Source organism: Streptomyces sp. NPDC101160, assembly GCF_044768205.1.
In the GTDB taxonomy this organism is placed as follows: Bacteria; Actinomycetota; Actinomycetes; order Streptomycetales; family Streptomycetaceae; genus Streptomyces.
Genome location: NZ_JBIWPJ010000001.1, coordinates 1,029,281 through 1,050,072, shown reverse-complemented (window position 1 = coordinate 1,050,072; position 20,792 = coordinate 1,029,281). Strand labels below are relative to the sequence as shown.

Below are 20,792 nucleotides of genomic sequence, written 5' to 3'. Positions count from 1 at the left end.
GCCGGGCGCTATCGGCCGACTAGCGCGAGAACGAGCCACCACGAGGGATGATGCGATCGGGCACGGACCGCGCCAGTACCTGAACATGACCTGAGCCGGGCGGGCAGTCGGCGATCACCGCCAGGACAGCCTCGCCGTCGCCCGGACAGCCCGGGGTGAAGGTCAGGCAGAGGCTTCCGTACGTCTGGTCCCGCTGATGCCTCGGCCCATGTCTCGAGCCGCGGGCAGTGCCGCCCGTTGAACTATCTTGGGCGGCAGCGAGACAAGAAGGAGGCACCCCGTGCCATCTGGGCAGCAAGCGCGCGCACAGGCTGCGGCGATCACGCCGGGCAGGCGTTCGGCGGAGGCGGAGGCGGCTTCTCCCGCCGAGCGGCTGCGGGCGTTGTTCGGCGGGCGCCGGCTGTCTCCGGCGCAGCGGCGCATCGCCCAGTTCCTGACGGATCACCTCACCGAGGCCGCGTTCCTTTCGATCACGGAGCTCGCGGAGCGGGTGGGCGTCAGTCAGCCGTCGGTGACCCGGTTCGCCTCGTCGCTGGGGTTCAGCGGGTATCCCGCGCTCCGGGAGGCCCTGCAGCCCATCGCGCTGAGCGCGGTCGCCGGTGCGCCGGACGAGGGGGAGGGGGAGGGGCGGCTCCGTAACGAGCTGCAGTCGGCGGTCGATGCCGAGATCGAGAACCTGACGGCCCTGCGGCGCGTGTTCGCCGACCCCGACCGGATTCTCGACATCGGCCGCGAGCTGGCCCGATCCGTACCGCTGACCGTCCTCGGCCTGCGGATCTCGGTCTCCCTCGCGGAGTACTTCGCGTATGCCGCCCGGCGCATCCACCCGGACGTACGGGTGGTGACGCGGGGCGGCAGTGTCGCCTACGACGGGCTGCTGCAGGCGCGCGAGGCGGGCGGGACGTGGGTGCTGGCCTTCGCGATGCCCCGGCACGCCAAGGAGACTCTCTCGGTCGTCAGGGCCGCTCGCGCCGCCGGGCTGCGCGTCGCGCTGATCACCGACCTGGCGCTCGGGCCGCTCGTCGACGAGGCCGACGTGGTGTTCACCGCCGGCACCGGCGCCCGGCTCGTCTTCGACTCGTACGCGGCGCCGGGAGTGCTGTCCGCCGCCATCCTCCAGGCCATGGCGGACGCGGATCCGGAGCGTACGCAGACCCGGCTGGAGAAGTACGAGCAGGCGGCGGAGCAGCACGACTTCTTCCTGGACGGCTGACCGGCCGACCGGCTGACCCCTGCCTCGAACCTTTCCCTCGGCCCTCTCCTTCGATCCTCTCCTCCGACCTTCTACGACGGGGGCCGGACGACCGAGCGGGGCGCTCTCCTCACTCTGCGTATGAAAATTTTCATTCTCTTGCTTTATCGACGGTAAGTATATTTACTGAGGAGGCCCCCAACGGGCCCGAACAGAACATCGCAGGGTCGCCCCCTCCTCCTCAGACGGCCCTCGTGTTTGAACGGCTGCGGCGGCTCCGATCTACCCCTGGGTCGGAGCCGCCTCGTTCACCGCCTGGCGTTCAGGGCCCGCGGTCAGGGCTTGACGTTCACCCCCGCCCACGCGGCGTCCACGGCCTTCGCCTCGGCGCTGCCCGCGCCGTAGAGGTCGGCAGCCGCCTTCAGGGTGCCCTCACGCGCGCCGTGGTAGTCGGTGGTGGAGGTGAAGTACGTGGTCAGCGCCCGGTACCAGATCTGTACGGCCTTGTCGCGGCCGATGCCGGCGACCGTGGAGCCGTCCACGGTCGGGCTGTCGTAGTGCACGCCGTTGATGTCCTTCGCGCCGCTGCCCTCGGACAGCAGGTAGAAGAAGTGGTTGGCGACGCCGGACGAGTAGTGCACGTTCAGGTTGCCGACGCCGGCGCTCCAGTAGTCGGCCGAACCGCGGCCGTCCTTGCTCGGCTGGTCCTGGTAGCGCAGCGGCTTGCCGTTGCCGAAGATGTCGATCTTCTCGCCGAGCAGGTAGTCGCCCGGGTCCTGGGCGTTGTTCGCGTTCCACTCCACCGCGGTGCCGAAGATGTCCGAGGTGGCCTCGTTCAGGCCGCCGGACTCGCCGGAGTACTGCAGGCCCGCGGTGGCGGAGGTGACGCCGTGGCTGAACTCGTGGCCGGCCACGTCGAGCTGGGTCAGCGGGTGCTGGTTGTTCGCGCCGTCGCCGTAGGTGATGGTGAAGGAACTGTCGTCCCAGAAGGCGTTCTGGTAGGCGTTGCCGTAGTGGACGCGGGAGACCGGGGCCCGGCCGTCGTTCTTGATGCCGTTGCGGTGCAGGACGTCCTTGTAGAAGTCCCAGGTCTTGGCCGCTCCGTAGGCGGCGTCGACGGCGGCGGTCTGGTTGTCGGCGGGAGTGCCGTTGCCCCAGGTGTTGTCCGCGTCGGTGAACAGGACGCCCTTGCCGCCCGTACGGTGCTGGAGGTCGACGGTGCTCGACCCGCCGCGCTCGTTGTCGACGAGGCTGTAACCCTTCGACGCGGTCGTGGTGTTGAGGCTGACGGTGCCGCTGTACTGGCTGGCGCCGGTGCCGACCGCGCTGACCGGGGAGCCGCCGCCCGGCTTGGCGGTCCGAGCGACGCCCTTGGTGGTGACGCCGTCGGCTATGTCGTCGATCAGCTGCGCCTCGTACAGCTTCTTGCCGGTGTTCGCGTCGGTGACGACGCGCAGCAGGCTCGGGGTGACGCCGTCGTCCTGGGTTCCGCTGACGACGGTCTCGTAGGCGAGGACGGGCTTGCCGTCGGCGGCCCAGATGACCTTGCGCGGGGCTTCGCCGGTGGCGGAACCCGTGGTCCTCACGGCCTTGGCGGCCTTGACCGCGGCGGACCTGGCGGCGGTCGGGGTCAGCTTCGGGGTGAGCGAGGCGACCTTGATGGTGGCCCGCACGGCCTTGGTGACGTCCTTGACCGCGCCGTCGGCGGCACGGTGGACGACGAGGTCGCCGCCGAGGACCGGAAGGCCGGCGTAGGTGCGCTCGTAGCGGGTGTGGACCGTGCCGTCGGCGTCCTTGATGACGTCCTTGACGACCAGCTTCTCCTTGGCGCCGAGGCCGAGCGACTGCGCGGTGGCCGCGACGGAGGCGCCGTCGTACGGCTCCGGATCGGAACCCGCCGACGCGGTGGCGGCGCCGGCACCGGCGGCGAGCAGGGCGCCGGTGAGGACGGCGGCGCCGGAGGTGAGGGCGAGGCGGCGCGCCCTGGAGCTGGTGGGGGAGAACGAGGACATGTGGTTTCTCCAGAAGGTGGCGGGGAGTTGGGCGGGATCGCCGCCCGACTCGCACAAGGAGGACTGCCTTGATGGGCAGGGACACTCCCAGTCCGCCGCGCACATGTCATGTGGCATGAAGGGGGGTTCGGGGGCTCGTGCCGGATTTGCCGCCGGCTTGTTCATGGAAAGGACAAGGCCGCGATACGCGCCGACACAGACGCCACAGGAACCCGCAACATGCTGTCCTGAGGGGGCCGTTGTCAGGCGACCGACGTCCCTCCCTCAGGACCCTCCCTCAGAACCCTCCCCCAGAACCCTCTCTCAGCCCCTAGAACACCGAGTGCGTGAACCAGTGGGCGAGCAGGTCCGGGTCGCCGAGCCGCTGGAAGGTGTCGCTCCGGTGGTCCAGGCGGCCGTAGGCGAGCAGGAGGAGGTCCGCCGCGGTTGCCTGGACCGTGGCGTCCGCGGTGTGGGGGGTGGTGGGGGCGGGCGTCAGGCCGAAGCCGTCGGGGCGGAGGGTGATCAGCCAGTCGCCGTCGCTGTCCGTGCAGCTGAAACGGATGGTCTGGTCCTGGCCGCGGAGTTCGGCGGTGAGGGGCGCGAAGCGGGATGCGAACGGGAGGTTGGTGAGGAACTCGTCGATGCCGTCGACCGCCAGGGCGCGGTCGATGTGCGGCGCGAGGCCGAGGGCGAGTTCGGCGTCCGCCCGGTGGACGAGGGTCTCGAAGAGCATGCGGCGGACCCAGAAGCGGGCGTGCTGGTCGAGCCCCCACGCCCACATGGGGGCGTCCAGGTCGGTGGCGGCGAAGACCTCGGCGGCCCGCGTGGCGCCCTCGGCGAGCCAGTCCGGGTAGGCGTCGGCGTGTTCCGGCAGCTGGAGATCCACGTCACGGCTGGTCGGCGGGTGCTGGATGCCCTGGCGGAGCAGCTCGGTGAACCAGCGGTGCACCGAGCCCGTGTGCTGCGTGAGGTCGGCCAGGGTCCAGCCCGGACAGGTGGGCACCGGGGCGGAGAGGTCGGCGGTCTTGACCGTGGCGACGAACCTGGCCGTCTCGGCGGCGACGGCGGCGACGTTCTCTGCGGAGTTCATGCGGATTCCTTCTGTGATGCTGCCCCGGGTGCCCCAGGGCAGCCTCTCGGCCTTGCTGAACGGAGTCGTTCAGCGTCCGTCGGCCGGCGCGGCCGCCGCTGCGCAAGAGAGCGGAAGCCATGACGTGCCCAGAAGGATGCTTAAGCAGGTAGATGATTCATGTTCTGAAGTAATGCAGGAAGGAAGGTAAGCCGCGATGGTTGAGGATGTCAACCGGTCCGCTTACTTGTCGTGCCCGTGCCGTACGTCAAGGCACAGCGCCCAGACGTCGGAGTAGCTGCCCTGGGAGGGCGAGCCCCCGCTGTGGGTGGCTGCCGTCCAGTACGACGGGTTGGCGTCGCCGTCGCCGACCGGGGTGCCGGCGGCGTCGCTCGGGAAGCTGCCGTTGAGGTGGGGGCCGCCCGAGGTCGCCTTGCTGAAGTCGGTCGTCGTCACGTTGCCACCGCTGATCGCGGCGCCGCCGCTGACCAGCTGCCCCTCCCTGCGGGAGCACCCGGTCGTCGCCGTCTGTCCCGTGGAGGCTGTGTTCGGGCCGCTGACCTCGGCGAAGTGCACCGTCGTGGCGACGTGCCCGAGGCCGATGTCGCCCGTGCCGCAGATCGCGTAGGCGTACGTCATGTTGTCGGCGCCGCGTCCGCCGCCGATCCCGCCGACCGCCGTCCAGGAATCGGGGTCGCGCTCGCCGTCACCCGCCGCGATCGAGCCGAAGTGGTGCTCGGCGTCGTCGAAGGTGGGGAAACTCGCGATCGGCTTGAGGCTGCCGACACTGGCGGGGGTGGTACGGGCGCCGCCGCCGATCAGGACGGTGCCGGCGGGACACGTCGCCGTCACGAGCCTGGACGACAGGCCGGTAGTGGGGCCGGACGCCTTGTTCATGACGACCTGGGTGTGCCTGATCAGGTTGCTGTGCAGGCAGATCGCGTACGGCGTGGTGGAGAAGGCGTCGCTGCTGCGGCTCCCACTGCCGCCGAACGCCATCCAGTGCGTGGCGTCGGTGCCGACGATCCCGGGCGTGTCGGTGTACTCGGCGGCGCCGTCGGCGCTGGGCGCCATGCCCATCACGTGGTTGCCGTTGGACATCTCGTCGCTGCCGATGGCCTGGTCGGCCCCGCCGCCGGAGACGAGGCCGTCCGGGCAGTCGGCGTGCGAGGAGACCCCGGTGAAGGGGGTCGCGGGGCCCATGGTGGCACCGGGCGTGACGACGGTGACATCGGCGGTCTTGGCGTACGCGGCTCCCGGCACTGCCACGGTCAGCAGGCCGGCCAGGAGGAGCGCCTTGGTGGTGGCGGAGCTCCGCCAGAGATTCATTGACATCGGATTCGCTTTCTCGGGTGCATGTTTCATGGCCGGCAGCCGGCAGCCGGCAGTCCGCAGGCCCGGCCGTCCGGCTGTTCGGCCGTCCGGCTGTCTCGAACGGCCGCCTCAGACGCCGTCGTTGGCGCACAGCGCCCAGGCGTCGGTGTACGTGCCGGGCGAGGACTGGCCGCCGGTGTGGGCCGAGGCCGTCCAGTACGCCGCGGTGGTGGTCCCGTCGCTGACGGCGGCGCCGCCGGAGGTGCTGGGGAAGCTGCCGTTGAGGTGGTCGCCGCCCGAGCCCGGACCCGTGAAGTTGGTGGTGGTCACGCTGCCCCCGCTGATCGCGGCGCCTCCGCTGACCAGATTCCCGTCGCCCTGGCCGCAGCCCACGGTCGCCGTCTGGCCCGTGCTCCCGGTGGTCGGGCCGCTCACCTCGGTGTAGCGGACCTTCACCGTGGCGCCGCCGACGTTGATGCCGCTTCCGCTGCAGATCGCGTACGCGTAGGTGTAGTTGGCGCTGTTGGCGCCGGAGTCCCAGCCGGCCGCCGTCCAGGAGTCGGGGTTCGTCTCTCCGTCCGCCGCGGCCTTCGCGCCGAAGGAGTGCGCGGAGTTGTTGAAGGTGGGGAAGCTCGCGACGACCTTCAGGCTGCCGGTGTTGCCCGGGGTGGTACGGGCGCCGCCGCCGATCAGCCGGGTGTTGGCCGGGCACGTCGCCGTGACGAGGCCCACGGTCGCCCCGGCGGTGGGGGCGTTGGCCTTGTTCATGACGACCTGGGTGTGGTTGATCAGGTTGCTGGTGAAGCACATCGCGTAGGGAGTGGTGGAGTAGGAGGCGTTGACCTGGCCTCCGCTTCCGCCGATGCCGAGCCAGTGCGTCACGTCGGTGCCGACAACACCGGTGGAGCCGGTGTACTCGCTGGTGCCGTCGGAGCTGGGCGCGGTGCCGTTGACGTGGTTGCCGTTCACGCTCGAGCCGGTGCCGATGGCCTGGTTGATCCCGCCGCCGGAGACGAGACCGCTGGAACAGTCCGCGTGGCTCGATATCTCGGAGTTGGCGGAGGCGGGGCCACTGGTGGCCCCGGGGGTCTTCACGGTGACGGCCACGGTGTTGGCGTACGCCGTGCCAGGCGTCGCCAGAGCCAGTGCCGCGCCCAGGACCACGAGCCGGCTCGGAGCAGGGCGCCGGAAGAGGTTTCTTGTCATCGGATTCCATCCTTCTGATGGTCGACACGGCGACCGACGACCGGGGAGCGGAGGTCAGGTTCGAGTGCGGTGCCGCGGAGGGTGAGGGTCTGTCGCCCCGGAATGCCGAGGCGGCTCTCGGGGGTTCGGGGTTGTTCCCCATGGACCGGTGATGCCGGTGACACCGGCGATATCGGCGAGATCTTCGATACCGGCGAGACCGGCGGGATCGTTGGCCGCCGGGCCGGTCTGCGCAGGGCGAGGTAGGGAGAGGCAGGAGCCCGCGCGAACCTGCGATGAGGGTCACTCATGCGTACGCAAATGCGGACTGTATCAGCATGGTTAGATCACATCTACTGGCTATCTCGGTATTTCACCTTGCGTATGTGAGTCGGGCGTGCGCGACGGGAGTCCCATCGGGCGGCCTCGACGTTCGTCATACGCGGGCCCCGCCGCGGCCAGTGCCGTGGACGCGCCCGGTGCGAGGGCATTGCGTCCATTCGGCTGGCGGATGCGATGCATGCCGCCGAAGGGAATTTTTCTTCCGGTAGCGTCGACAAAGGTGCAGGTCACACAAGTGACGGCTGCTCAGTTCCGGCTCTGCGAGGCGCATTTCCATGACCCTGTCCATTCGTAACCAGCTCCCCGGCACCGTCACCGCCGTCACCACGGGCGAGGCCATGGCCTCCGTCAAGGTGCGCCTGGCCGGCGGTCAGGACATCACCGCAGCCATCACCGCCGACGCGGTCAGGGACCTGGGTCTGGCCGAGGGCTCGGCGGTCAAGGCCCTTGTGAAGTCCACGGAGGTCGCCCTCGCGACCGGAGCCGTCGCGGGCATCTCCATCCGGAACCAGCTCGCGGGCTCCGTCACGGAGGTGTCGACCGGCGGCGCCATGGGTTCGGTGAAGGTCTCCGTCGAGGGCGGGGAGCTGACGGCCGCCATCACGAAGGACGCCGTCGAGGACCTCGGCCTGAAGGCCGGCTCCTCTGTGGTCGCCCTGATCAAGTCGACGGAGATCTCGCTCTCCGCCGCCTGATCTCCGCGCCTGCTCCACGACGTCTGATCTGCGCCGACGCCGCCGGGCTGACGCTCGCCGAGACTCTGCGCGCGCGTTGCCCGCTGCCCGCCTTCGACACGGCGGCCGGCGCCGTCAGTGCGGTCGATCGGCCGTATGTCCGGGCGGCCTTACGCGCAGCCTTCCGGCCCGACGCTCGGGTGGTGATCCGCTCGTTCAGAGGGCTACGACCGTCGCCTCCGTCGCCTTCACGCTGGTCCAGACGGAGACCCCGTCGGCCAGGCCGAGTTCCGCGGCGGCCTGCGGTGTGATCTCGGCGACGAGGTCGGGCGCCTGCTCGGAGGTGATCAGGACGCGAAGGCGGCTGCCGCTGCTGGTGATCTCGCGTACGGTGCCGGGCCAGACGTTACGGGGGCTGCCGGCGGGCTTCTCGCGGTGGACGGACACCGCCTCGGGCGCGACGATCGCGAGCGCCGGGGTGCCGGCGGCCGGAGGGTCGGCCGTGACGAGGACGCCGCCGGCGTCGAGGGCGAGGCCCTCGGTGGTGGCCGTGCCCGGCCAGGCGTTGCGGCCGAGCATCCGGGCCACCCAGGGCGAGCGCGGATGGCGGGCGACCTCGGCGGGAGCGTCATCCTGCAGGGCACGGCCTTCGTCGAGCACGAGCACGCGGTCGGCGAGCGAGACCGCCTCGACCGGATCGTGGGTGACGAGCAGGCAGACGCCCCCGAAGCGGGTCAGATGCGTGCGCAGGGTGTGCCGGACGTGGGCGCGGGTGGTCTGGTCGAGCGCGGCGAGCGGTTCGTCGAGGACGAGCAGCCGCGGGCGGGCGGCCAGCGCCCGGGCGAGGGCGACCCGTTGCGCCTGCCCGCCGGACAGCTGCCCGGGCCTGCGGTGCGCGAGGTGGCCGACCCCGAGGCGGTCGAGCCAGGCCTGGGCCTCCCGCCGGGCCTCGGCCCGCGAGGCGCCCTGCGCCCGCAGGCCGTACGCGGTGTTGGCGAGGGCCGTCAGGTGCGGGAAGAGGGCGCCGTCCTGCGGCACCCAGGCGACCCGCCGCCGGTGCGGAGGCAGGGCGGTGACGTCGGTGGTGCCGAGGCGGAGGGCGGCGTGGGCCCGGGGGGTGAGTCCGAGGAGGGCCCGGAGCAGGGTGGTCTTGCCGGCGCCGTTCGGTCCCACGACGGCGATGGTGGTGCCCGGTTCGGCGTCCAGGGTGAGCTGGGTGAAACCGGTGACCTCGGCGTGCAGCGCCCAGCGCTCGCCGGCCGGAGCCGGCGGGGCGGCCTGGACCTGCGGCTCCGCGGCGACCGGCTCGGCGGCGGTCGGCTCGGTGGCGGCCGGCTCCGCGGCGGCCGGCTCGGTGGTGACCGGCTCCGTGGCACGCGGCCCGACGGCGATCGGCTCCGCGGCGGCCGGCTTGGTGGCGGCCGGCTCGGCGGCACGCGGCTCGGCGGCGGTCGGCTCCGGGGCGGCCGGCTCGATGGCACGCGGCTCGGCGGCGGCTGGCTTGGTGGCGAGCGGCTCGGCGGCACGCGGCTCGGTGGTGACCGGTTCCGTGGCACGCGGCCCGGCGGCCATCGGCTCCGTGGCGACCGGCTTGGTGGTGACCGGTTCCGTGGCACGCGGCCCGGCGGCGGTCGGCTCCGTGGCGACCAGCTCCGTGGCGACCGCCTTCGCTGCGACCGGCTCCGGGCCGGACTCGGGCGGCGCGGGGCGCCGGACGTCGCGGGCAGGGGCGCCCATCCATCGTCCGCGCAGGGTCACCAGGACGGCCATGGCGATGGCGAGGAGCAGCAGGGAGACGGAGGTCGCCGCCTCCGGCTCGTCTTGGAGCAGCAGATAGACCTGGAGCGGCAGGGTCTGCGTGGTGCCCGGCAGGTTCCCGGCGAAGGTGATCGTGGCGCCGAACTCGCCGAGCGCCCGGGCCCAGGTCAGCGCCGCGCCCGCGACGACGCCCGGCGCCACCATCGGCAGGGTCACGGTGGAGAAGACTCGGACCGGCGAGGCGCCGAGGGAGGCCGCCGTCTCCTCGTAGCGCGGCCGCAGTCCGCCGAGCGCGCCCTCCAGGCTGATGACCAGGAAGGGCATCGCGACGAAGGTCGCTGCCAGCACGGCGCCGGAGGTGTGGAAGGGCAGCGTGATGCCGAAGGTGTTCTCCAGCCACGGCCCGAGGAGTCCGCGTCGGCCGAAGGCGAGGAGCAGCGCGACACCGCCGACCGTCGGCGGCAGCACCATCGGCAGCAGGACGAGCGAGCGGACGAACGCCTTGCCCGGGAAGGGCACCCGGGCGAGGAGCCAGGCCAGCGGGACGCCGAGCAGCAGCGAGAGGCCGAGCGCCCAGAAGGAGACGAGGAGCGACAGCTTCAGCGCCTGGACGGTGCCCGGTGAGCTCAGGTGGTCGGCGAGTTCGCTCCACCGCGTCCGTACGAGGATGCCGATCAGCGGCAGGGTCAGGAAGGCCACGGCCACCAGCGCGGGCAGCGTCAGGGTGAGGGGCGGCCGGGCGCCGGAGGTGCGTGCGCCTGATCGTTTCATCGATGATCCCGAAGACAGGAGGACGTGGAGACGTGGAGACGTGGAGACGCGGAAACTCGGGAAAAGGGAGACGAGGGGCTGTCCGTCCCCCCGGGCGGACAGCCCCTCGCGGTCCGGGTGATCCCGGTCGGTCGGTCCGGGTGATCCCGGTCGGTTACGGCTTCTGGAAGCCGGCGTCCTGGAGGATCTTCTGGCCCTCGGGCGAGGACAGCCATGCGACGAACGCGGCGGCGGCCTGGGCGTTCTTGGAGTCCTTCAGCGTGGCGGCCGGGTACTTGGCGATGGCGTTCTGGTCGTCGGGAATCTCCACCGCGTCGACCTTGTCCTTCGCGCTGTCGGCGTCCGTCTTGTAGACGAGGCCGGCGTCGGCCTCGCCCAGCTCGACCTTGCTGAGCACGGCGCGCACGTTCGGCTCCTGGGAGACCGGCTTCACCACGACCTTCTGCTTGTCGAGGATCTGCTTGCTGTACTTGCCGGCCGGCACCTCGGGCGCGGCCAGGACGACCTTGAGCTTGGTGTCCGCGAGGTCCTTCAGCGTGCCGACCTTGTGCGGGTTGCCCTCACCGGTGGCGATGACGAGGCGGTTCCTCGCGATGATCACCGGCGCGCTCGTGTCGGCCTTGACCTTGTCCATGCTCTTGGTGTCGGCGGTGACCAGGACGTCGGCGGGCGAGCCCTGCGACACCTGGGCGACGAGCTCCTGGGAGCCGGCGAAGGAGAAGGTGAGCTTCGTGCCGGGGTGGGACTTCTCGTAGGCGGCGCCGGCGGTCTTGAAGACGTCGGTGAGGGAGGCCGCGGCGAGCACGGTCAGGTTCACCTGGGACGTGCTGCTCGCGGAGGCGGAGGGCTTCGACCCGCCGTTGTCCTTCTTGGTGTCGTCGCTGGAGCAGGCCGAGAGCGGGACGAGCAGCGCCGCGGTGAGGGCGGCAGCGGCGGCACGGCGTCTCGAAACGGTGAGGCTGAGGGACATGGCGGTCTGAACTCCTTGGGGACGTACGGAAAGTGCGGGGAGCAAGGCCGGTCGCGCCGACGGCCGAAGTGTTTCGGGCTTGCGTGAGGGGTGGTCAGGTGCGGTCGATGTGCACGCTGGTCGACTTCACGCGGGCGGTGGCCTGCATGCCGACTTCCAGTCCCAGTTCCTCCACGGCCTCACGGGTGAGGAGGGAGACCAGCCGGTGCGGACCGGCCTGGATCGTGACCTGGGCCGCGATGTCGCCGAGCTTGATCCCGGTGACGATGCCCGGGAAGGCGTTGCGCGCCGAGGTGTACGACGCGTCGTCGTCGCCCTCGCCCTGCGCGATCTCCACGGAGAACGCGGCGAGCGACTTGCCGTCGATCACGCGCCTGCCGCTCTCGTCGCGGTGGGTCGCGACCCGGCCCGCGTCCGCCCAGCGACGGGCGGTGTCGGGGCTCACGCCCAGCAGACGCGCGGCCTGCCCGATGGTGTAGGACTGCATATGCGACACCGTAGGTCCCGATCCCGCACATCTGCAACAAAGTCGTGCGACTCTCCATCGCGAATGAGAGGGTGGTTGGAGGAAGGGATGAGGGAGGTCGCCGGCCGTCTCAGGACGCGGACAGCGGGGCCCCGGGAAGCCGGCAGGAGCCGATCCAGATACCGGTGACGGCGCTCACATAGCGCGCCCCGCAGCGGTCGGACGGGACGACGAGCTGGGTGCCGGCCGAGTCGAGCTCCTCGTCGTCCACGCGGGTCGCGAGGAGGACGGGCGCGTTGCCGAAGTCGGCGTCGATCTCCGCCCATGACAGGACGGCGTGGTGCCCGTCGCCGCCGTTCACGGCCAGCAGGAATCTGGACCGCTCCTTGCGCCGGGCGGGATCGAAGCCGGGACGGGTCCGGTCGACGACCTCGCGCAGCAGCGCCCCGACGAAGGTGTGGTGCTGCGGCCCGTCCTTGGCGCAGTCGTAGACGACCTCGGTCCGGTGTTGCTCCCAGCCGTGACGCAGATCGGCGACGGTGAGCGTGACGGGGCGGGCCACGTCTCCCCAGAGCGCGAAGGATCCGGTGGGTGCGGGCAGGGCGTGGGGTGCGGCGCTCGGTCGGCTCATCGTCGGTCCCCTCGTAGGCGGTCGGTGCGGCGGCTGCGCGCAGAGCTACCCGACTGCCGGGGCCGGGAACCGTGTCTGCCACTCGAATTCGGCGTCTGGCACTGCATTTGTGAGCTTGATACGAGAAGAGCGCTCACATCGTCCCGGTCCATGGGCCAACTCTCCGCGCCGCCCGGTCGAGGGCGAGCCAACGCATTTACGATGTGCCGGGAGCATTGATTGCACGTCGACCATCTCTTGCGCCTCGACCGCCTGGCCCTCTCCCTCGTCTGGGGCGACGACGCGCTGCCGTGTCCTGCGGTTTCGGCAGCGGTCCGGCGGGAAGGGACACCTACACCCGCCCTCTACCACGAGCACCAGGCCGACTGCGTGGTCATCGAGGCCAACAACGGCGCCGACTACCTCCCCGCCGTCCTCGCCGAGATCGACCCGACCGTCCCCTGCCGCGTCGTCCACGCCACCCGCGCCAAACGCGCCCGCGCGGCCCCGTTCGCCGTGCTCTACGAACAGTCCCGCATCACCCACGCCAGCCCGCCCCGCACGTTCGCCGCCCTGGAGGAGCAGATGACGACGTACGTCGGCGCCTCGGAGTCCGAGGAGAAGTCCCCGGACCTCCTGGACTCCTGCGTTCGGGCGCTCACGGATCTACTCCTCGACGCTTCGGCCGTACGGGCTCCATCAGACTCCACCGATAGGCGGCTGTCCGGACGCCGGTGATCAGTCCCGCTGGTGGGGTCAGACGGAGGTCCCAGCGAGCCTGCCGAAGCCGCGCAGCACACGAGTGTGGAGCTGCTGCGGTTGGAGGTCGCGTTCTGCCCGCAGCAAGAAGGCCGCGGGCGATGTACGCAGCTGCGCTTCCCGAGCTTTGCTGGCGCTGTGGCGCAGAGCCGCAAGTCCGAGGACCGCTCCGCTCGCTGTAGCGAGTGGCTGGCCTGCCGGGATGCTCCCGAGGACAAGCGTGGTGGCGGTGCCCAGTTCGAACTTCGTGCTCATGGCGCTGAACGCGGTGGTGATCCCCAGCCCCTTCATGGCTTTGCGGAGCTCTTCAAGCGGGGTTTCGAAGGTCCGCGTCACTGTGAGGGCTAGGTGCTCCCGAAGCGCCTCCGGGTCCTCGATCGAACCGAGGGACTCCCGGAAATTCGAGGCTGCGGTACTCACCGCGTCGGTGAACGCGTTGAACTCCGCGCGGTGGCGGTTGCGTAGCTGGACGATCTTCTCGACCGGTACGGCATCGAGGTCTTCCGGGACCACGAGACGGAGTGACATGAGGCCGATTGTCTGCTGCAGACCCTCTCCATGAGCGGGAGGGAGAACTTCTCCGATGTCCAGCAGCGTCTGCGCGATGAGCTGCGCGTCCCATCCGTGGGCGCCGTGGGAGGTCGTTTGATCGGTCAAGGGGGTGAAGCGTGTGCGTCTGGCCAGCTCGTCGGTCAGGACGCACTTGTAGACCCAGGCCAGCCTTGGCCGCATGGCGACCCAGCGAATGCCGTCTGTCCGGGCGATCCGCGTGCGTTCTGTGATGATCGCCAGGCGGTGCTCGACCAGGGCGTCCCGTAGCTCGGGGGAGATTTCGTCCCAGTGGAGTCCGGCGAGACCGAAGCGGGGGTTGAGCTCCGGCTGTGCCGCTGGCTCGGTCGTGACTTGGAATCCGTTGGCCTCGGCCACGTCCATGACGCCATGGATCGCCCGGAGGACCCCACCGTGCTCCCGTAGAAGGTCCAGGAAGAGCGGTGCGACGGCCGCTGCTGCCGCGCGGGGCGACCTGGCTTCAAGGAATCCGCCGAGCCCGTCGTTCAGAGCAGCGACTGTGTCCGAGTCGGCAACCGGGTATCCGTCCGGGACGACTCGTGCCAACTTCGGCCAGTACAGCGCCGTCAGCTTGAGCCATCGTTCGTCGCGGCAGTGGATGTATGGGTAGTACAGGCCGATCTGCTGCATGGTCTTTCTTTCCCCTCCTCGAATCCACCGTCCGGTCCCCAGCTCCGGCGGTAGGTGGTCAGGCCACCGTACAAGCCCGCCTTGGTCCAGGCCGTTTGCAGAGGTGCTCAGCTGCGGTCGGTTCTCGGCCACGGGCGACGCTGGAGCTGCTATTTGGCGTCTGCCAATGCCACTCCACCTGCTTTAGGTTGGCTGTTCACGTCTGCAAGGGGGATGCAACGGTGACTGGGCCGGCTCCGGACTTCAAGTTCATCGCGGAGGGAATGATCCGAGGCTCCATGGGACTTCTCGACACGATGCGAGGAGCCCGTGACACGGCCATCGCTCTCGGCCATGAACTCGCGCGGCAGCAGGGGATGGCCGGGGATGACGAGGCGGGGCAGGCGTTCGCCAAGGTGTACGTCTCGGCGGCCTCCACGACGCTCGACAAGATGGGCTTCAGCTCGTACGTCCTCGGTGAGACGAGCAAGGGGCTGATGCGCAACGCCCGTGAGTTCATGGCGCAGGAGAGCCGCCAGGTCTCTGCCTTCCTGGGGCGGCAGGTGGACCTCACCGCGGGGATGGGCGACCCCGGCGCCGACTGCACGGAGGACTACCTCGGGCTCGGTCGGGATCTCCCCGAGGTGGTGGGGGAGACCGCCTGGTACAGACGTACGTGAAGCACTGCTCCTGGTCGAGGACCGCGGAGGCGCTGCGCATCCACGTCAACACCGTCCGCTACCGCGTCGACCGCATCCAGGCCCTCACCGGCCGGGACCTGTCCCGCCTCGACCAGAAGGCGGACCTGCGCGCGGCACTGCTCTGCCGCTGACGGCCGTACGCCGGAGCGGCCTCGGACCGGCCCCGGAGCAGCGCCCGACCAGCCTCGGAGCGGCCTCGGACCGGCGCCGTCAGTGATCCCGTGACCTGCGAGTGGTCTCGTGAGTGGTCCCGCGCGGTCGTGCGCGTGCTCAGGGCACGTCGATGTGCACGCTCGTCGACTTCACCCGGGCGGTCACCGTGACGCCGACCTCGAGCCCCAGCTCCTCGACGGCCTCGCGCGTCACCAGCGACACCAGGCGGTGCGGCCCCGACTGGACCTCCACCTGGGCCGCCACGTCGTCGACCCGGACGGCCGTCACGATCCCCACGAACGAGTTGCGCACGGAGGTCGACACGTCGTCCTCCGGGACGGCGTGCAGCCCCGCACCGCGCTCCTGCGCGAAACGGGCCAGGGCCGTTCCCTCGATGACCCGCTTGCCGGAGCTGTCCCGCTCCATGCCGAGCCTGCCGCCGTCCGCCCACCGGCGAACGGTCTCCGAACTCACTCCGAGCAGCTGCGCGGCTTGCCCAATGCTGTACGACGGCACACCGGCACTCTAGGCCACCCGGTTGAACTATCTTGGGCGGCAGGCGGGACGGCGCCTGTCCGCGAGCGTATGAGGAGTGACGGAGATGTCCACGTCCGGGGCCGGCTCCCGACCGCCGACGATCGCCGAGGTCGCCACGGCCGCCGGGGTCTCGCGCACCACGGTGTCGCACGCCCTCAACGGGATCGGGAAGGTCGACCCGCGGACCCGGGAACGCGTCAAGAAGGTCGCCGCCGAGCTGGGATACCGGCCCAACCTGCGGGCCCAGCGGCTGCGGCGCGGTCAGGCCAAGGCCATCGCGCTCGCCTCGTCCATGCCGGTCGCGGTGGCCGCCGGGCCGTCGCGGCTCGGGTTCTACATGGAGATCGCCGCTGCCGCCGCCGAGAGCGCGCTGCTGCACGGTTACGCGCTGGTGCTCGTACCGCCCGTGCGGTCCGGTTCGGGCCTGCACTCCGTCGACATCGACGGCGCCATCGTCGTCGAGCCGGATGTGAACGACGCCGCCGTGGCCGATCTGAAGGAGCGCGGACTGCCGTACGTGGCGCTCGGCAGGCCCGTGTCGCCGGAGGAGACGGCGCCCTACGTCGATCTGCACGGCGGGCTCGTCGCCGAGCTGTTGCTCGCCCACCTGCACGAGCAGGGCGCCCGGCGGCCGGCGCTGATCATCGGAGCGGGGGAGCGGCACGCGGCGGTCGACGCCCGTGCGGCGTACGAACGGAGCTGCGCGGAGTACGGCTGGACCCCGGTCGTGGCGACCGCTCCGGAGGCGGGGGGCGAGGAGGCCGGCCGCGCGGCGTGCGCGGAGCTGCTCGCCCGGCATCCCGGCATCGACGCCGTGTGCGCGCTGGTGGACGCCTTCGCCGTCGGGGCGGTCAGGGCGATCAAGGACAGCGGGCGCGCCGTGCCCGACGACGTCATGGTCGTCACCCGCTACGACGGTCTGCGTGCCCGTCTGTGCGAGCCGCCGCTCACCGCCGTCGACCTCCATCTGGACCGGGCGGCGTCCGACGCGGTGGAACTGCTCCTCGGCCGGCTGCGCGGCGACGTGACCACCGGCGCGGTGGTCACGTCGCCCGAGCCCCGGGTGATCGCCCGGACCTCGTCGCTGCGGGTCACGGCCCGAGCATGAGGCCCGAGCCCCGGGTGATCGCCCGGGCCTCGTCGCTGCGGGTCACGGCCCGAGCATGAGGACGAGCCCGGAGACCGTCGCGAACCCGAGTACGAACAGCCGCATCCGGGACGCGTTCAGCCGGTGCCGCACCAGGCGGCTGGCCCAGGCGCCGACGGCGATCGCCGGCAGCAGGGCCAGCGCCCAGCCGAGGTCCGCCGGCTGCCCCTTGCCGGTGGCGAACAGCAGGGCCAGCGAGGCCAGTTCACCGACGAGGAAGCAGAGGGCGACGGTGGAGCGCAGCTCGGCCGGCGGGCGGTGCTGGTAGACCAGGGCGAGCGGCGGGCCGCCGACGCCGGTGGCCGTCTCGGTGAGCCCGGTGATCGCGCCCGCGCCGAGATAGGCGGCCCGGCCGGGGCTGAAGGCCGGCGCGGCGAGGCTCACGACCGCCGCCAGGACGGTGGCGATGCCCACGAAGAGGCCCAGGCTGCGGTCCGGGATCAGCCAGAGCAGCGCGAGCCCGCCGGGGGTGGCGGCGAGCCGCGCGGCGGTGATCCAGCCGGCGCCGCGCAGATCGAGCGCGGCGCGCTCGCGCCAGGCGACGTACATGTTCAGCGGGATCATCGCCGCCAGTACGAACACCGGGAGCAGTCCGGGGGCCAGGAGCCCGGCCACCGGAGCGACGATCAGCGCGAAGCCGAGGCCGCTGCTGCCCTGGACGAACGAGGCGACCGCCACGGTGAGCGCGAGGACGGCCAGAGTGGTGACGCTCACGCTGCGATGCTCCTCGTCCGTGCCGCCGTGGACGTGGGGTGCGCTCGGGTGATGGCAGCGCGGGCCACGGAGGCGCGGGCCAGTTCGGCCGCCCGCCGGACGAGCGCGGGGCCGTCCCAGGTGGTGGGCAGGCCCTGCCACAGGCGCAGCCGGCCGCCGACGAAGACGGCGGTGATCTGGTCCCGGTTGCCGCGGCGCACCAGCTCCCAGGGCACGTCCCAGGAGAGCGCCAGCTCCGGGGTGGTGACGTCGACCAGGAGGAAGTCGGCGGCCAGGCCCTCGGCGACGACGCCGGTCCGGGCGCCGAGGCCGACGGCGTCGGCGCCGCCGCGGGTGGCGTGCTCCAGCCAGGTCCAGCCGGCGCCGCACGAGGAGTCGCCGGTGGCGAGCCCGTACGTGATCCGCTGGGCGAACTCGGCCGCCTCGGCGAGGCGGAAACCGTCGCCGCGGGTGCCGTCGGTGCCGAGGCCGAAGCGGATGCCGCGCTCGGCCATGGTGAGCGCCGGGGCGACGGCGTTGCCCTTCCAGGCGCTGGCCACCGGGTTGTAGCTGACGGCGGTTCCGGTGTCGGCCAGCAGGGTCAGCTCGCGGGGGGTGAGGAGGGTGGCGTGGGCGGCGAGCAGCTGCGGGCCCAACGCGCCGGTGCGGTGGAGGTGTTCGAGGGGGCGCAGGCCGTGCCGCAGCAGGGAGCGTTCGACGCTCGCCAGATGCTCGTTGACGTGGATCTGGACCGTGGCTCCCGCCTCGGCGGCGAGCCGGGAGACGTGCCGCAGGGTCGCGTCGGTCGCGGCCTCGGGGATGGAGACGGCGAGGGAGGGGTGGACGAGCGGGTCGCCCTCGTACCGCGCGAGATGCTTCTCCGCGCGGGCGAGGACGGCGGGGTCGGCTTCGGCGCCGGGAGTGTCCGGGGCGTCCGCGGCGTCGTTGCAGACCAGCCCGAGGACGCAGCGGATGCCCGCGTCACGCGCCGCGGAGGCGACGACGTCCACGTCCACGTCGGCGCGGGTGCCCGCGTCGGCGACGGTGGTGAAGCCGCCGCGCAGCGCTTCGAGGGCGGCCAGCTTGGCGGCCGTGTAGGCCGATTCCTCGTCGAGCGCGCTCTCCAGCGGTACCCAGACCCGCCGGAAGATCTCCGACGGCTCGCCGAAGGCGAGTGCGGAGCCGAAGCTCTGCGTGAGGTGGTGATGGGCGTCGACGAAGCCGGGCATCAGGAGGTGGCCGGGCAGTCGTACGCCTGCCAAGTGCGGGTGGCTGAGCCGGAGTTCGGCCGAGGGGCCGACGGCGTGGAAGGTGCCGTCGGCGACGACGACGGCGAAGCCGTCGGCGGGCCCTTCCGGCAGCAGGACGGCGTCCGGTTCCAGGAGGAGCGGGCCGGGGCTGTCGAGGAGTCGGCGGATGCGCTGGTTCATCGGTGGCTTTCCGTACGGCTGGTGGCCAGGCGGGCGACGATGCCCGGCCTGAGGTGGTGGAAGAGGACGTTGAGGACGGCGGCGGTGACCGCGCCGACCGCGACGCCGCTTTCGAGGAGGATGCGGACGTTCGGCGGGAAGCCCGCGTACACGCCCGGCACGAGGATGGGCAGGAGTCCGAGCGCGAGGGCGACGGCGCAGACGAACGTGTTGGTGTGCTTGTCGAGGTCGGAGCGTCCGAGCAGCTGCACCCCGAGCACGGTGACGACCGCGAAGACGACCATGGCGGTGCCTCCGACGACCGCCGGCGGGACGAGGCTGATCGCGCGCGTCACGGGAGCGAGGAAGCCGATGGCGATGAGGACCGCGCCGGCCGCGGCGGTGACGTAACGGCTGCGGACGCCGGTCACCCGGACGATGCCGATGTTCTCGCCGCTCGTCACCATCAGCGGCAGTCCGAGGAATCCGCCGAAGAGGGAGGTGAGCGCGTCGCCGCGGACCGTCGCGGGGACGGCGGTGCGCCGGTCGATGTCCTTGCCGACCGCCTCGGCGTTGATGACGGTCTGGCCGGTGGCCTCCGCCATCGAGGCGAGGCTGTAGAGCATCAGCGGCAGCGCGGCCACGAGGCTGAACTGCGGCGAGCCGAACGGCATCAGCTGCGGCAGACCGACGAGCCCGCCGTCGGCCGCGCGGCCGAGGTCCACGTGTCCGAGGACCGCGGCCAGCGCCGTGCCGGCGAGGAGTCCGAGCATGACGGCGAGCTGCCGCAGGACGCCGGTGAACAGCAGGTAGAAGACGACGGTGAAGCCGATCGTCGCCATGCCGAGGGCGAGGTTCGAGGGGTCGGCGAAGCCGGGGGTGCCGGGGCGTCCGGTGACGAGGACCGCGCCGACCTTCACCAGGTTGACGCCGACGATGACGATCATGGTGCCGATGACGAGGGCGGGGAAGAAGGCGAGGAGCCGGGAGAAGAGCGGCAGTACGACGAAGGTGAAGGCGGCGGTGAGGATCACCGCGCCGGACGCGGTGCGCAGACCGTGCTGTTCGGCGATGGAGAGGAAGAGGATCAGCGGCGCGCCCCCGGGCAGCATCACGAACGGCAGCCGGGAGCCGAACTTCCACGGGCCGAGCGACTGGATCAGGGAGCCGACTCCGGAGAGCACGAAGGCCGCGGAGAGCAGTTTGACGGTGAGGTTGTTGCCGAGGCCGAGCGACGCGCTCATCAGGAAGACGGCCGAGATCGGTGTGGCGGCCATGACGAGGACGTGCTGGATCCCGAAGAGGAGGATCCGGCCCAGCGGGCGCGACTCGTCGACGGGATGAACGGCGTGGACGGCACGGACCTGGTCCACCGGGGCGGGGCCGGCGGGTTCCGGCGCGGGCGCCGGCGGCTGATCGGTTCCGGTGGGGGACTGGCGGGGACTGGACACGTTCGAGCTCCGATCGGCGTTCGACACGTACGGGGGCACGACAGAGGTTCAGCCGCGATCCGGCCCTGGACGGGGAGCCAAAGCGAGGTGGCCAAATCGATTTGGCCGTCAGTATGTGAGGCGGCCCGCCGGCCGTCAAGGGCGTGGGCGCGGAAAGCGGCTGGCCGGCCCGTGCCGGCGGTGCGAACTCACGCGGCGTCAGAAGTGGCAACGAAATCCGCACTGCGCGCGGCCGTCAGCCATCGATTCGTAAGTTACTAAGGGGTTTTGCTTCAGAAGTGCGATCCCATGGCTTGCGCGAGGGCATGCCTGTCCGCCAGGATCTGTCTCCGGCCCGGGCCGTTCGCCCCGGTCCCCTCACGCCTCCATGTCCGGATGCCTGGCAGCGCAGCGGCAACCCCGTGCCCCCGGCCCCCGA

The 20,792-nt window shown here is 71.5% G+C and carries 19 protein-coding genes; 6 read left to right on the top strand and 13 right to left on the bottom strand.

What is annotated here, in order from left to right; translation table 11 throughout:
* Positions 1-280: 280 nt before the first annotated feature.
* Positions 281-1,213, top strand: a complete 933-nt coding sequence (locus ACIRSU_RS04620) for a MurR/RpiR family transcriptional regulator (RefSeq protein WP_403789162.1) — start codon at positions 281-283, stop codon at positions 1,211-1,213.
* A 314-nt stretch (positions 1,214-1,527) separates the two neighbouring features.
* On the opposite strand, the gene ACIRSU_RS04615 is transcribed toward ACIRSU_RS04620, so the two are convergent.
* The 4 genes from ACIRSU_RS04615 to ACIRSU_RS04600 all read right to left on the bottom strand — a co-directional run bounded on the left by ACIRSU_RS04615 (position 1,528) and on the right by ACIRSU_RS04600 (position 6,775).
* Positions 1,528-3,204, bottom strand: coding sequence for a M4 family metallopeptidase (locus ACIRSU_RS04615; RefSeq protein WP_403789160.1), 1,677 nt, complete (start codon positions 3,202-3,204; stop codon positions 1,528-1,530).
* 310 nt (positions 3,205-3,514) lie between these two features.
* Positions 3,515-4,276 (bottom strand): maleylpyruvate isomerase family mycothiol-dependent enzyme, encoded by a 762-nt coding sequence (locus ACIRSU_RS04610; protein ID WP_403789158.1) that lies wholly within the window; start codon positions 4,274-4,276, stop codon positions 3,515-3,517.
* Between the two features lie 222 nt (positions 4,277-4,498).
* Positions 4,499-5,590, bottom strand: coding sequence for a hypothetical protein (locus ACIRSU_RS04605; protein ID WP_403789156.1), 1,092 nt, complete (start codon positions 5,588-5,590; stop codon positions 4,499-4,501).
* Positions 5,591-5,698: 108 nt separating this feature from the next.
* On the bottom strand, positions 5,699-6,775 hold the full coding sequence (locus ACIRSU_RS04600) for a hypothetical protein (RefSeq protein ID WP_403789154.1): 1,077 nt from the start codon (positions 6,773-6,775) through the stop codon (positions 5,699-5,701).
* A gap of 596 nt (positions 6,776-7,371) precedes the next feature.
* Here ACIRSU_RS04600 and ACIRSU_RS04595 point away from each other — a divergent pair.
* The gene (locus ACIRSU_RS04595; RefSeq protein WP_403789152.1) at positions 7,372-7,791 is read left to right on the top strand and encodes a molybdopterin-binding protein; all 420 of its coding nucleotides are present in this window, start codon (positions 7,372-7,374) and stop codon (positions 7,789-7,791) included.
* Positions 7,792-7,986: 195 nt separating this feature from the next.
* Here the strand turns inward: ACIRSU_RS04595 and ACIRSU_RS04590 are convergent, their stop codons facing one another.
* The 4 genes from ACIRSU_RS04590 to ACIRSU_RS04575 form a co-directional block, all read right to left on the bottom strand.
* A complete protein-coding gene (locus ACIRSU_RS04590; RefSeq protein WP_403789150.1) occupies positions 7,987-10,299 on the bottom strand; it encodes an ABC transporter permease in 2,313 nt (770 codons plus the stop codon).
* Between the two features lie 154 nt (positions 10,300-10,453).
* Positions 10,454-11,269 (bottom strand): molybdate ABC transporter substrate-binding protein, encoded by an 816-nt coding sequence (modA, locus tag ACIRSU_RS04585; protein ID WP_403789148.1) that lies wholly within the window; start codon positions 11,267-11,269, stop codon positions 10,454-10,456.
* Positions 11,270-11,363: 94 nt separating this feature from the next.
* Positions 11,364-11,756, bottom strand: coding sequence for a molybdopterin-binding protein (locus tag ACIRSU_RS04580; protein ID WP_403789146.1), 393 nt, complete (start codon positions 11,754-11,756; stop codon positions 11,364-11,366).
* A 109-nt stretch (positions 11,757-11,865) separates the two neighbouring features.
* Positions 11,866-12,366, bottom strand: coding sequence for a molybdopterin-dependent oxidoreductase (locus ACIRSU_RS04575; protein WP_403789144.1), 501 nt, complete (start codon positions 12,364-12,366; stop codon positions 11,866-11,868).
* 219 nt (positions 12,367-12,585) lie between these two features.
* On the opposite strand from ACIRSU_RS04575, the gene ACIRSU_RS04570 reads away from it, so the two are divergent.
* A complete protein-coding gene (locus ACIRSU_RS04570) occupies positions 12,586-13,083 on the top strand; it encodes a hypothetical protein (RefSeq protein WP_403789142.1) in 498 nt (165 codons plus the stop codon).
* Positions 13,084-13,101: 18 nt separating this feature from the next.
* Here the strand turns inward: ACIRSU_RS04570 and ACIRSU_RS04565 are convergent, their stop codons facing one another.
* Positions 13,102-14,304 carry a DUF6236 family protein gene (locus tag ACIRSU_RS04565; RefSeq protein ID WP_403789140.1) on the bottom strand — a complete coding sequence of 401 codons (1,203 nt, stop codon included), beginning with the start codon at positions 14,302-14,304 and terminating at the stop codon, positions 13,102-13,104.
* A gap of 278 nt (positions 14,305-14,582) precedes the next feature.
* Between ACIRSU_RS04565 and ACIRSU_RS04560 the strand changes: the two genes are divergently transcribed.
* Entirely contained in the window at positions 14,583-14,963 is a 381-nt protein-coding gene (locus ACIRSU_RS04560; protein ID WP_403789138.1) for a hypothetical protein, read from the top strand.
* Positions 14,960-15,115 (top strand): helix-turn-helix domain-containing protein, encoded by a 156-nt coding sequence (locus tag ACIRSU_RS04555; RefSeq protein ID WP_403789136.1) that lies wholly within the window; start codon positions 14,960-14,962, stop codon positions 15,113-15,115. The genes ACIRSU_RS04560 and ACIRSU_RS04555 overlap by 4 nt, the downstream gene beginning before the upstream one ends.
* Positions 15,116-15,254: 139 nt before the next feature.
* On the opposite strand, the gene ACIRSU_RS04550 is transcribed toward ACIRSU_RS04555, so the two are convergent.
* Complete coding sequence (locus ACIRSU_RS04550; protein ID WP_403789134.1) at positions 15,255-15,653, bottom strand: molybdopterin-binding protein; 399 nt, start codon at positions 15,651-15,653, stop codon at positions 15,255-15,257.
* 85 nt (positions 15,654-15,738) lie between these two features.
* On the opposite strand from ACIRSU_RS04550, the gene ACIRSU_RS04545 reads away from it, so the two are divergent.
* Positions 15,739-16,782, top strand: coding sequence for a LacI family DNA-binding transcriptional regulator (locus tag ACIRSU_RS04545; RefSeq protein ID WP_403789132.1), 1,044 nt, complete (start codon positions 15,739-15,741; stop codon positions 16,780-16,782).
* Positions 16,783-16,824: 42 nt separating this feature from the next.
* Here the strand turns inward: ACIRSU_RS04545 and ACIRSU_RS04540 are convergent, their stop codons facing one another.
* From ACIRSU_RS04540 to ACIRSU_RS04530, 3 genes are read right to left on the bottom strand one after another with little or no spacing between them, the layout of a single operon-like run.
* Complete coding sequence (locus ACIRSU_RS04540; RefSeq protein ID WP_403789130.1) at positions 16,825-17,535, bottom strand: sulfite exporter TauE/SafE family protein; 711 nt, start codon at positions 17,533-17,535, stop codon at positions 16,825-16,827.
* Entirely contained in the window at positions 17,532-18,944 is a 1,413-nt protein-coding gene (locus ACIRSU_RS04535) for an amidohydrolase family protein (protein ID WP_403789128.1), read from the bottom strand. Before ACIRSU_RS04535 ends, ACIRSU_RS04540 begins: the two co-directional genes overlap by 4 nt.
* Positions 18,941-20,374, bottom strand: a complete 1,434-nt coding sequence (locus ACIRSU_RS04530; RefSeq protein WP_403789126.1) for a uracil-xanthine permease family protein — start codon at positions 20,372-20,374, stop codon at positions 18,941-18,943. The genes ACIRSU_RS04535 and ACIRSU_RS04530 overlap by 4 nt, the downstream gene beginning before the upstream one ends.
* Positions 20,375-20,792 lie beyond the last annotated feature (418 nt).